11 protein-coding genes are annotated in these 12,012 nt (G+C 40.8%); 1 reads left to right on the plus strand and 10 read right to left on the minus strand.

Features of this window, described 5'->3' with window-relative positions; translation table 11 throughout:
* Positions 1-628: 4'-phosphopantetheinyl transferase (locus AB4496_RS08395; protein WP_372130807.1), on the minus strand; the 628-nt coding region annotated here is incomplete at its 3' end.
* Positions 629-728: 100 nt separating this feature from the next.
* On the opposite strand from AB4496_RS08395, the gene AB4496_RS08400 reads away from it, so the two are divergent.
* Positions 729-1,541: a helix-turn-helix transcriptional regulator gene (locus AB4496_RS08400; RefSeq protein ID WP_080968032.1), complete on the plus strand. Its 813-nt coding sequence runs from the start codon at positions 729-731 to the stop codon at positions 1,539-1,541.
* On the opposite strand, the gene AB4496_RS08405 is transcribed toward AB4496_RS08400, so the two are convergent.
* From AB4496_RS08405 to AB4496_RS08445, 9 genes are all read right to left on the minus strand, one after another.
* Positions 1,493-1,927: a 2Fe-2S iron-sulfur cluster binding domain-containing protein gene (locus AB4496_RS08405; RefSeq protein ID WP_057620393.1), complete on the minus strand. Its 435-nt coding sequence runs from the start codon at positions 1,925-1,927 to the stop codon at positions 1,493-1,495. The two genes, AB4496_RS08400 and AB4496_RS08405, sit on opposite strands and share 49 nt — an antisense overlap.
* Positions 1,924-2,412, minus strand: coding sequence for an SRPBCC family protein (locus AB4496_RS08410; RefSeq protein ID WP_048666148.1), 489 nt, complete (start codon positions 2,410-2,412; stop codon positions 1,924-1,926). Before AB4496_RS08410 ends, AB4496_RS08405 begins: the two co-directional genes overlap by 4 nt.
* A 56-nt stretch (positions 2,413-2,468) precedes the next feature.
* Entirely contained in the window at positions 2,469-2,951 is a 483-nt protein-coding gene (locus tag AB4496_RS08415; protein WP_080968033.1) for an SRPBCC family protein, read from the minus strand.
* Between the two features lie 59 nt (positions 2,952-3,010).
* Entirely contained in the window at positions 3,011-6,457 is a 3,447-nt protein-coding gene (locus AB4496_RS08420) for an amino acid adenylation domain-containing protein (RefSeq protein WP_102258138.1), read from the minus strand.
* A gap of 14 nt (positions 6,458-6,471) precedes the next feature.
* A complete protein-coding gene (locus AB4496_RS08425) occupies positions 6,472-7,389 on the minus strand; it encodes a diiron oxygenase (RefSeq protein ID WP_102258137.1) in 918 nt (305 codons plus the stop codon).
* A gap of 38 nt (positions 7,390-7,427) precedes the next feature.
* On the minus strand, positions 7,428-7,778 hold the full coding sequence (locus tag AB4496_RS08430; RefSeq protein WP_048666151.1) for a cupin: 351 nt from the start codon (positions 7,776-7,778) through the stop codon (positions 7,428-7,430).
* Between the two features lie 39 nt (positions 7,779-7,817).
* Positions 7,818-9,509: a 2-isopropylmalate synthase gene (gene leuA, locus AB4496_RS08435; RefSeq protein ID WP_048666152.1), complete on the minus strand. Its 1,692-nt coding sequence runs from the start codon at positions 9,507-9,509 to the stop codon at positions 7,818-7,820.
* Positions 9,510-10,228: 719 nt separating this feature from the next.
* A complete protein-coding gene (locus tag AB4496_RS08440) occupies positions 10,229-11,095 on the minus strand; it encodes an IS5 family transposase (protein WP_240798315.1) in 867 nt (288 codons plus the stop codon).
* A gap of 472 nt (positions 11,096-11,567) precedes the next feature.
* The gene (locus AB4496_RS08445) at positions 11,568-11,831 is read right to left on the minus strand and encodes a DUF1640 domain-containing protein (RefSeq protein WP_102258136.1); all 264 of its coding nucleotides are present in this window, start codon (positions 11,829-11,831) and stop codon (positions 11,568-11,570) included.
* Positions 11,832-12,012: the final 181 nt, after the last annotated feature.

The following is a 12,012-nucleotide window of genomic DNA, read 5'->3' on the forward strand; positions in this document are numbered from 1 at the left end:
CATTTAAAGATATTTTAAGTGTTTTTTCATTTGTATTTATATAGGTAAGAGTTGCTGAATCAAAATCAAAATAGTAATTAACTTCAGGAAAGATGGCTTTAAATAGGCTCTCTTTGGCCGAGAAAGCTAAAGAGAATGCAGTTGACTTAACAAAACCACATTTATTTAATAGATTTATTTCGGGCGGGCTTATAATTGATTGTTTCAAGCTTTCCGAAACTTCAGCATTCAGCGATTCGATATCAATGCCTATTCGTTTATACAAACTGTCTCTACAAATAGCGCAAACTGCTACTTGGTCGGCATGGCTTATGGACCCTTTTACACTTTCAGGCCATACAGGTGCTCTTTGATTACCAATACCAACTATCGTATTCGTATGTTCGAGCTGCTTTAATATTGAAATGGCCAGTCCCCTACCAGCCAAAAATTCTGCCTTTCTATTATGTACTGAGCCTGATATTTTCTTGTATAAGTCCCTCCCTAACAGTTTTACTGCTAAGGTATCCGAATAATAGATAGGGTCAAAATGACATTTAAGACAAACAATAGGAATGCCATCGAATTCTAACGTTTCGACAGCAGTAATAAATGGAAATATGGGCGTGCATTTCATAGATTTGAACATTCCATCACTTTGATTTAGTTATAGCAAAAGTGAATATAAAACATCTTGCGTATCAATAACCCTTTTTTAAGATGAATTTTATTTTCTGATTGAATTAAGTATGTTTTACCAAACTGACAGACCCAAAAAACCAATTCGGGCTATTAAGTACACCTACCAAAACGGTATTAAAGAGCCTGTTCATGACCATCAGGTTATTCAGGTTTTACACATACTGGAAGGGGCAATTCGAGTCTATGCCAAAGATAATTGTTGGGTCATTCCTCCATCTCGGGGCCTGCTGATTCCAGCAGGGGTACCTCACAGCTTAGTCGCGGTAGGCCGAGTTGAAGTACGAACTCTTTTCATAGATCCCTTAGCACGTGCTGATCTTGGTAATGAGTTAGGTATATTTCAAGTTAACCCGCTGCTTAGAGAGCTGATTAATGCAGCTTCTGATTTCTCTGATAATCTTACAACAGGTTCACGCGAAGAACGTATCAACGAACTTATTCTTGATGAGTTGCGCTTAATTCACCTCACAGACTTTAATGTACCCATGCCTTCATCGAAAGAACTTAAATCTTTCTGTAAACGTGTGACCGCTCATTTAGAGCGCCCCTGGGAACTAGCCGATGTTGCGCTCTCACTGAATGTGTCGGCACGAACTATTTCCCGTAAATTCCACTTAGAGACTGGTTTGAGCTTTGGAGAATGGCTCAGACATTTTAGGATACTTAAAAGTATGGAGTTACTGGCTAGTGGCTATTCTGTTACGGATGCAGCAGTAGCAGTTGGTTACGATAGCCACAGTGCTTTCAGCACAATGTTTAAGAAGCGTACTAGCATTTCACCAAACTCATTCGTTGCCTTCCCAAGTCTGGTTCAAGAAAGTGACGTATCACTGAACACAGAACAATCATCAATTGGATAAGTGCAACAAGCGAGCCTTATCCCTTTCTCGATACTATGCGTTTCTAATACGTCGGTACATCCTCCTCGAGTATTCCCTTCCACCCTAACCACACATGCGCCGCATAAACCATTCCTACATACTGAGTTGATGTAAGCACCAGCATCTTCGGCCAACTCCAGTATTGATTTTTCGCCATTTGCTTTATCACAAAGCACTTCATTATCTAGATGAACTTTAATTTGGGTTTCCTGTGCCAAAGGAGTTTGACTCATAAGTGAAAAATGCTCTGTGGCAATGTCACTCGGCTCAACTTTCAGAGCTAGAAGGTTACTGGTCATATCAGCAACATAGATACCCCAAATACAAGGCACCCCAATGGCAGCTAAAAACCATAAAGTGCTCATGAACTGACCTCATTTAACCTTTCACTGCAAATGCTTTCGACATTAGCTAACGCAGCATTAGCAAAGTCCGATAAAAATACTTCCAGTTCCTGTTGAGCCCCTGTTTTTGGCTCTCCTGCCATTTCCCACACTACCTTGCAACACGAATCAGTAAGCTCTTCAACTCTCATGAGCTCCCAAAGGTTTCTGAGGTTCAGAGAAGTGGAAATTATATTGAAGTGCATTTTCATGTTGGAGTTATCTCTAAACGAGATTTGGTCAACAACATAATCACCCGAATCGAATGTCTTAACCCTAACCTGACCTAATCCTTCACCTATCATCTGGCATTTATTTAGCCCATCAGTGAATCGGTCAAATCTTGAAAAGTTTCCTACAACACTCCAGACAACACCGGCTGGAGCCTCAATCTTCTTTTCCATTCTTAAGGTTTTTGTTTGAGGAATGGCAGGATAGAAGTGTCGATGACATATAGTATTTTCCATGTTTTCTCCCTACCAGACGGGTATAGAACCCATCTGGTTTTTATTTTTGGCTTTTGTTATGCTGCTTTCGTGGATTCAGCGATTTCTTTAACGTTATTCAAACAGCTTCGGGCAAAGCCTTCGACAAACGATTCAAAATCAGTTTGGTTGGTTTCGTTATTGTAAGGTTCACCGGCAATATCCCAGATAGCTTCACAGTGGTCATTATCGATCTGATTAACACGCATTGATGACCATAGATTTCCAATATCCATATTTGTGTAAATCAAGCTCCAGTCCATTAGCATACTTTGTTCATCACGGTGATTGAGCTGCTCTATAACGACATGCCCATCTTCAAATAACTTTTTACGAACGGAACGTGCCCCTTCGCCAGTCATTTCAATTCGTTCTAATCCATCAACAAATTTATGGAAGCCTGAGAAATCTCCCACAATTGACCAAACCTCAGCAGCCGATGCTTTAATAGTAACGGGGGTACTAATGGTCTTTGTATTTGGAACATTAATTAGTGTTGAGCGTTTTTCTGAATAATTCATCTATATATCCTTAAGGTATTAAAACTGAAAAATATCTGAAAATTACAGGTTACTTGGGTTTATGAAGTTACTGATTTGATGTTTACAGTTTCTGCAATAAATCCGCTTGAAATGAGATACCCTAAATTGGCGTCAATCAACTTGTTGTCTTTTTCCGGATAATCCAATCCAGATTGATTTAAACGGTTTAAGGTTTTTTTATAATCTATATTTGAGATGTCACCAATATCCTCTGAATTTTCATCGAGATAAAATGACACTACTTGATATAAAGCATTTGATTCATCTAGTGTTAGCAGCATGCTTCTCCACTGATCATCCGATATAAATTTAATTGGTATCCCATGATGATTTAGCCGACCCACATATTGTTTCCAAGTTAGTGGTTTCGGGTTATGAAAGTGAAGAACAGGTGTATGTTTAACTTTATCTAATGAACCTTCCACAAGACCTTGGGCGATAAAGTCGACGGGGCACAGATCGAACTGTAAATCCCAATTTGGGGCGACCCCCATTTGTGCAGCCCCCTTTAATAGCAACAAAATTCGATTCTGGTCAGGGAAACAATGGCCAGTTTGAGAATGCCCAGTAATGTTCCCTGGTCGAACAAGTGTTATTGGGACGCCTCGTTCATAAGCTTGCCAAACCAATTGTTCAGAAACCCATTTGGTGAGGTTATATCCATTGTTTACGAAAGCCGGTAGCTGCCCTGCTGGCCCCTCTTCCACAATGTGTCCTTGTTCATTTAGATTACTTGCAGCACTTAATGTTGAGACATAGACCACTTGCTTCTGCTGACCAGTGCAAGCCATACGTAGTAGATCGATGGTCGAGCGAACATTAGCATTGTAAAGATAAGTGTAATCATAGATATGATTCACTTGCGCACCGTTGTGATAAATGACATCAACATTTCCGCATAGCATTTGGTAGTCGCTGTCAGTTAGACCTAGCTGCGGGGCAGCTAGATCACCACATACCACTTTGATTCGAGGGTTCTGATTAAAGTCATTGACCCCGAATTTTCTATAATTTTCAGCCAGTTTCTTGAGTGCATATTCTTGAGAGCTTGCTCGGATGTGGCAATAGATAATCGCATCAGTCTTTTGAACCAATTGCTCCAAAATATGAACACCTAAAAATCCTGTAGCCCCTGTTAATAAAACTGCACGGGGATTAAATGCGTTAAGATTCTCTTCAGTAAAGGGGGCGATTTTTTGATCCAGTACCAAATCTGCATATATTCGGTCTGAAATCTGCGCCCCTTTCGTGAGGTGGTCCGACGTTAAAAGTTTGCTTAGTGCTTCGATCGTTGGTTTTTCCATGAAGCGAGCTAATGTAAAGCTTCCTTCGTAGGTATTCCTTACCGTGAGGAGCATTTTTGATACAAGTAATGAATGACCTCCCATATCAAAAAACGATGAATTCAGAGATAAGTCCTCAGGGTCAACGTCGAGTGATTCAGCCCATATTTCTCTCAATTCCGTTTGTAATTTAGTCCAAACTTCATCTTTGGTGGTACCAACCGAACGCACTTTGAATTCTGCAAGTTTTTTACGGTCAACTTTACCGTTGACCGTGTAAGGAAATTCTTGGAGCTCTTTGATTAATACTGGCATCATATAATCTGGTAAGCATTCGCCCAACTCAACACGTAATTGGTCGGTAGAAACATTAGATTTCGGACCTTTAACAAAAGCTCTGATCTGTTTTTTATCGTCGGCTATAACTACACACCCAGTGTAAAGGTCTAATCGAAGAATCGTGTTTTCTATCTCACCAAGCTCAACTCGAAATCCTCGAATTTTAAGCTGATTGTCCCGACGACCAATAAAGTTAATTTCACCATTATTGTCCCAAAAGCAAATATCACCCGTGCGATACGTTTTGCCTGCTTTTGAGTTCGATTCAATCGGGGCAAATCGTTCATTAGTTTGAATAATATCTCGTACATACCCAGGCCCAACTCCTTTCCCTGCTATATACAGCTCACCTTGCTCCAGAGTCTGGCAAGGATCGCCTTTTTCATTAATCAGGTAAACCTGAGTATTATTGATTGGCTGTCCAATGACTTTGTTATTGCAGCCTTGATCTAGTCGTTTAAAGGTAGCCAGCACAGTACATTCAGTAGGCCCATATATATTGACCAAATTTGACTGTCCGGACCAATGATCGATCGCTGCACTGTCACAGACATCGCCACCGGTGATGATGTATTCCATAGATGGCCATGAACACTGCGGCATTGCCGATAACATTGCTGGTGGTATGAAACAGTGTGTGACTGACTCTTCTAAGATTAAATTGTTTAGTTGTTCGAAGTCATGTCGCTGCTCTGATGAAGGTACAATAAGTGTCCCCCCAGTTGTAAATGTAGGGAAGATATCTAATAGAGATGCGTCGAAGGAAACTGTTGTGAACTGAAGACAACGAGAATCATATGATAGATTCGTTTCTGTGATATACCAGTGACAGAAATGAGCCACATTCTGATGAGTGAGTTGCACGCCTTTTGGAACACCCGTTGAACCTGACGTATAGATCATCACAGCATTTTGACTTGTGTTTTCTTCGTATTTAAACGACGTCGCTGTTGTTCCGATATCAATATTTTGCTCTAGGGCATCTATTGAAGTAGCTCGCGTTTCTGTCTCAAAATTTAACGCTCCAATTAATAATTGAGGTTTAGAGCCTTTCAATATGTTCTTAATTCGGTCTTCTGGGTACTCGGGGTCGATGGGCACATAACAAGCATTTAGTTTTAACACTGCCAGAATCGTTGCATATAATTCGATGGACTTTGGTAATGCGATTGCTATGACTTGTTGTTCTGCACAACTACCTGAATACAGGAGATTTTGAATATTTGACGCATATCTTTCAACCTTACCTTCCAGCTCTTTGTAAGAGATCGAGGTATCACCAAATTTGACCGCTGCCTTTTGGGGGAACAACATAACCGTATTTTCATAAGCTTCGTATAAACCTTGATAATACTTTCCGTTCTCGATCGTCTCATTAGACTTGTGCCAAAATTTTAATTCATGAAGGTCAACCTCTGAATAGTGCACTAATTCATCACTAGGAATTGTGTTATCTTTGGTTAAACCTTGTGACAAGCGTGTGAGCGTCAAAGAAACACACTGTTCTACAACTGTACAAATTTCTTTGTGAATATCTGCCCCATTATGTGTGAATCCGTTCTTTATGACTGACTTAGTAATTAGCACCAACTGCCCGTCAAATGGTGCTAATGTAGAAACAATGTATTGTTCATTATCACTCTCATGAGCCACGCTAATATACACTGACGACCTTGAACCTAAATCGATGTCATCAGGATGGTAACGCTTAAGAGTGAAATCGACCTTCATTGAGTCTTCAGTTTCAGAAACAGTTTCGTCGGGTTTTGATGAAATAATATTATGACCAAGCTCGTAAATAAGATTGGCTAGTTCATGCGAGCAAGGACACTTGCTATCAAGTGCAATAGAATAAAGTTTCATTGTCTTTCCATGATCTATGAATATTGGGCAAGAAGATTTCGGGTCGGTGCGTGCTCAAAAATGCCTGACGCAATTAGGAATCGGCGGATATTTGCAACCATAGGGTGCTGTCCAGTAATAGGGTACCCACCAACAAGGTTTTCAAGTACTTTAGCTTTAACGACACCTGGAAGGGATAGTTGGTTGATCAACGCTGTATCAAATTCTTTCTGGATATCATTTGTAAGATATTCTTCAAGAAATTTTGGCAATGCAGACCCAATAGCCAATCGAGATGATTCATCAATCTCGGCCCAGTAAATCTTGACTAGCTCTGTCCAAAACTTTGAGTGGCGACCTTCGTCTGCAAGATGATCTGCCATAAGACCCTTAATTGAGCGCTTAACACTGTCGTCACTAGCAAAAGCAGCAACGTCAGAAGTTACAGTGTTCTCAGAGATGGCCACAGCAATCAGTTCAACGCCGGCTTTATGGTTAGCGTCATCTAATGAGGCGATTGCTTTCGGGATTGCTCGACTAAGCTCAATTTCATTAAATACCTGAAAGGGCTTTGAACCAGTTTGTTGTTCCATCTTATTCTGGAAATCCATTGCAACAAATGCGTGGTAGTCTTCATCAATAACAACTGACATTGCGTCATATCTAGCCTCGAATGAAAACTCAAAAGGAAAACGACCTTTAGCAATATCTAGTGCCGTTTTGTTAACAATTTCAGTCTCAAAAATTACAATATCATTGATATATTTGTATAGGCTTTGAAGCAAAATCGTATTTTGTACCTCTAAACCCAACTTCTCAATTACCGGATCAAAGCACAATGGCTGTCTTTCCTTTGGGTAAAATGAAAGTTCATCATCCTCAATAATGCGTCTTGGTCTTGTCCGGATTGTCGCTCGTTGTTCCCATGAATTTGCGTGTGATTGATAAGCCATTTTATGTTCCCTTTCAACTGCCTTGTTAGTTTATTTGTTTAGTAATAGTGAATTTCTAGAAGGACACACCCGTCGTAGCTTTTGAACGGTCCATGATGAGTACCTGCTGGTCTTATAAAGTATTCACCTGCTGTGTATTTATGCTTTAATTCTAAGGTGTCTTTATCGAGAAGAATTTGGTCACCCGAAACCAGATATACCTCTTCATGGTAATCATGAAGAAATACTTCCTTGGTCCCAGCATCAGGGTTAAAGCGAACAAAGCGAGTTCTTATCCCAGTTTTCTTTTCAGTATCTAGGGTGTCTTCGATAATGATCTGTTCGATGCCAGGGTCAAAACTAGTTGGGCTAGTCCAATTCTCTGAAGGGATATTTAAGATTTTTTCCATAATTTCCAAACTCAGTGTGTATTAAAAAGAAGGCCTTGCTTAGTCGAGCCGATTAAAGGATTCGTCCTGATCCAAAAATGAAGAAACCGCATTTAGAGTAGCCTGCAGAAGAGCTTTTAATGAGTCACTATTAATTGAGACGCCAAAGTAACTCAGCTGTAAATTGGATTGGATCTCAACGTAAGTGACGGCTCTACTTTCAGTACTAAGCCCCAGCGTATGCTCAGAATAATCTTTGATATTTATATCGATATCGAAGGCTTGTTTTATGCCATTAACCAAAGCACTCATGATTCCAGAACCAAGCCCTTCAACATCAACTCTGCGCCCCTTGTGATTTAAAGTTGAACTGATGCATAGCTCACCCGATTCAGACTTGCTTTCATAATCTATCAGTTGAAGATCTGGTTTATCTAAAACGCCATATGACTCTCGGAATAGCCGCCAAATTTCATTCAGGTTCATTTCGCAACCTGAGTGGTTAGTAAATGATTTAACCTTTTCGCTGAAGTCGATTTGTAGTAACCTAGGAAGCCTCAATCCGTGGTTCTGCTCTATGAGCCAAGCTGCACCACTTTTACCTGATTGGTTATTTACCCGAATTACCTCTTCATAAGCACAACCAATATCAATGGGATCAATTGGTAGATATGGGACATCCCAAGTGACTTGCCCCGTTTCAAACCGCTTTGCAAACCCTTTTTTAATGGCATCCTGATGTGAACCTGAAAATGCCGTAAAGACCAACTCACCCGCATATGGGTGCCTAGGATGTACCGGAATTCGATTACAATATTCAGCTACTTCCACGGTTTTCTTGATATTTTCAAACTTAATGTTTGGGTTAACACCTTGGCTATATAGGTTCATGGCCAGTGTTACTAAATCAACATTCCCTGTTCTTTCACCATTGCCGAACAAACAGCCTTCAATTCTCTGAGCGCCACCAAGAACACCAAGTTCAGCAGTAGCAACGCCAGTACCGCGGTCATTGTGTGGGTGGATACTGATAGTTACATTATTGAGATCGCTAAAATTTCTAATGAATAGTTCGATCTGGTCGGCAAACACGTTCGGAGTGTTGACTTCAACCGTAGTCGGTAGGTTTAGTATTAATTGTCTGGATTCATTAGGGCACCATAAGTCTTTTACTGCTTCACAGATCTCTAAGGCAAATTCAAGCTCTGTAAAGCAAAAGGTTTCCGGAGAGTATTCCAAACACCATGTAGTTTCCGGTTGTTCCTCACATAACTGCTTAATCAATTCAACAGCGTCTAAAGCAAGATGAATGGTTTTTTCTTTTGAATTTCGAAAAACCACATCCCTAAATACGGGAGCGGTGGCATTGTAGACATGAACAATTGCCTGTTTTGCTCCTCTCAAAGAATCCATCGTCATTCGAATCAGATCCGGACGTGCCTGAGTAATTACTTGAACCCAAACATCATCAGGTATGTGGTCCTTTTCTATTAGCTTACGGACGAATTGAAACTCAGCATCTGACGCAGAAGGAAACGCGACTTCGATTTCTTTGAAACCACATTGCACAAGATGGTCGAAATACATAAGTTTTCTATCGTGATCCATAGGGTTAGCTAGGGCCTGATTTCCATCCCGTAGGTCGGTTGAGCACCAACGAGGTGCTGATTCAAGTCGCTTGCTAGGCCATACTCGTTCCGGATTAGATACAATAGATGCTGGTGTATATTTTTGAGATGGTTCAGAAATCATGTTTGCTACCTCGCGTTAGTTCATTTCATTTTAAAGTTGAGAACTGAATTTTCTTTCGCTAATGTAAAGAATGAAAGCTGAGCAACCAATACAGTAAAAAATATTAATGCCTCTGAATTAAAAGTCGAGAATGAATAGTTAACCCAAACGGATGACACAGCAGTCGCTAAACAATATAATCCAATAGCTAACCATCCTAATCTTTGCGTTATCCTAATCTTTGCGTTAATAGAGGGTTATGCTTTAGATGGTAACCATTAAAATATTTTTCTTGGCCATTATCGAAATTCCTTTTATACCCACTTATCGCATTGATTTAACCTTAATTGTTGGAGCTAGCCATGCTCCCTGTCAGTAAAAATATTCTCAGACAGGAGGTAATACCTTAAATTATTAATAGATAAATTATTTAAAATAACTATACCCAAGCAAGAGTTAGCTACCTTTCTTAGTTTATATAGAACAGTCAAGCATAGGATCCAGATGAACCTTCGACGGTAAAATTCAAACTCAAGCCAACTAACATGTATAATGACGATATTTTCAACCCAAGGCTCACGTATGGGTTGGCTGGTCTAATATCCCAGAATCAGCCGCTAACAAATTGCTTAATGAGACAGTTAACGTTCGGCGATTTTGGGTTTCAGTAGTTTTAACTAATAAACGGCTTTGTTGCGTAATTAAATTTAAAGATAGAACAACCCCGTTTCGCGTATTTCTTAATCAATACGACAAGTTTCAGGCATACCTAAGCCAGTAAGCTTGTTCAACGCTTTTATCATCGCGTAAGTTTCACCCACCTGGGCATTGTAATTTCTTAAGCTCAATCGTCCTCCTAGCAACTGTTTAACTCGATACATCGCTGTTTCTGACAATGAACGTTTGTAGTATCCATACCGCTCTTTCCAATACTTATTTGAGCCGTATAATTTCTGGCAACCCACGGCGAGATTTCGAGGATGACCACGCTCCCAGAAGGCTGCCCCTTCTCTTGGGGGAATAAGCGCAACGGCTCGCTTCATCTTAATAGCAGCGCGACACGCTCTCGTGTCGTAAGCGCCATCACCAGACACCTCAAGGATGCTTCGACGTGTTTGTTTCAGTAGGTTCGGGAGTACTTCACCATCTGTAACCGTTGATAAACTTAGCTCGGCGGCAATGATCTCATGAGTGCTTGTATCAACTGCAATATGCAGCTTTCGCCAGACTCTCCGCTTGCCATCCGTCCCGTGTTTTTTGACTTTCCATTCACCTTCGCCATAAACCTTAAGGCCAGTTGCATCAATGGCTAGGTGTTGTATCGCTCCTCTCGCTTTAGTCTTAAATGAGACCTCAACTTGCTTGGCTCTACGACTGATGCAGGTGTAATGCGGACAACTTAACGGCACATGGGCTAACCTAAATATCGAGTCGATAAATCCTTGCAGCGCTCTCAGTGGCATAGAAAAAACTCGTTTCACCATGAGTGCTGTCGTAATAGCTAAATCACTGAACCGACGTGGCCTCCCGCGCTTATTCTGTTTGCTTTGCGCCCACCCACTTATTGCTTCTTCATCGATCCAGAAGGTCAGAGAACCACGGTTAATGAGCTATTGGTTGTATTGCTTCCAGTTGGTTGTTTTGTAACAAGGTTTAGGCATAAGGCTACGAGAGAGAGTGGTGGTAGCTGATCAGATCGTAGGTTCTTGATTTAGTTCCATTGAATTACGCAACAAAGCCCCGTTGCAATGGATTTTAAAAGCTGTGGATCGACATTATAAAATCTCCCTGCCTCATCAAAGCAAAAAGCCCAACCGAAACACGGCGATAGCAAAGAAAGGTAAAGTAATGGTTTCATCATAAAAAGCCACCTATCAGCCACAAACCCACAAAGTGACACCATGAAAAAGCAATAGAATCAAACATAGAGCAAATGGGCGTACTGTGGTACTGAGAGCGGTATTGGCGACCGCTTGCGGTCGAGCCTTTGGCTCAAATTCTTTTAGCGCGAGCGTTGAAGCGTTCGGACAAAAAAAATGCCTCTAGGATAAGAGGCATTTAAGAAAACATATTTGAATATTAAACGTTGATATGACTGCCAACCCAAAACGCGGCACCGGCTACCGTCGCAATCATAGCGAAGGCTGTTGCAATAATGAGATTTTTAAGGGAACTCACTTCATTACGAACTGTGTCGATTTTATCTGAAAGCTCATGACGAACCGCTTCGATCTTCTGATCGAGTTCTTTACGCGTATCATTTAACTGCTCTTGAGTGGCAGCATGAGCGGTTAGGTTGATCAGCTCTTCAACGCTTAATGTGACTTTGCTTGATTCAGACATAGTAGAAACCTTATTTAATTGCTTACAGTTTATAGCATTATGATGAGGAAGTCATTCACGCCAGAATAGGCGTAAATGAGAGACATGTTTCACTAATGGCTATATCCAACCACGCTCCACAAACGACACCACATCTTCAAAAGACACCACGAAATGATCGAGAACTCGAATATCAACCAAG

The organism is Vibrio sp. 10N.222.46.A1 (assembly GCF_041473595.1).
Lineage (GTDB): Bacteria > Pseudomonadota > Gammaproteobacteria > Enterobacterales > Vibrionaceae > Vibrio > Vibrio tasmaniensis_A.

Coding starts and splice junctions, on each gene's coding strand:
- AB4496_RS08400 (WP_080968032.1), top strand. CDS start 729: ATGTTTTACCAAACTGACAGACCCAAAAAACCAATTCGGGCTATTAAG.
- AB4496_RS08405 (WP_057620393.1), bottom strand. CDS start 1,927: ATGAGCACTTTATGGTTTTTAGCTGCCATTGGGGTGCCTTGTATTTGG.
- AB4496_RS08410 (WP_048666148.1), bottom strand. CDS start 2,412: ATGGAAAATACTATATGTCATCGACACTTCTATCCTGCCATTCCTCAA.
- AB4496_RS08415 (WP_080968033.1), bottom strand. CDS start 2,951: ATGAATTATTCAGAAAAACGCTCAACACTAATTAATGTTCCAAATACA.
- AB4496_RS08420 (WP_102258138.1), bottom strand. CDS start 6,457: ATGAAACTTTATTCTATTGCACTTGATAGCAAGTGTCCTTGCTCGCAT.
- AB4496_RS08425 (WP_102258137.1), bottom strand. CDS start 7,389: ATGGCTTATCAATCACACGCAAATTCATGGGAACAACGAGCGACAATC.
- AB4496_RS08430 (WP_048666151.1), bottom strand. CDS start 7,778: ATGGAAAAAATCTTAAATATCCCTTCAGAGAATTGGACTAGCCCAACT.
- leuA (WP_048666152.1), bottom strand. CDS start 9,509: ATGATTTCTGAACCATCTCAAAAATATACACCAGCATCTATTGTATCT.
- AB4496_RS08445 (WP_102258136.1), bottom strand. CDS start 11,831: ATGTCTGAATCAAGCAAAGTCACATTAAGCGTTGAAGAGCTGATCAAC.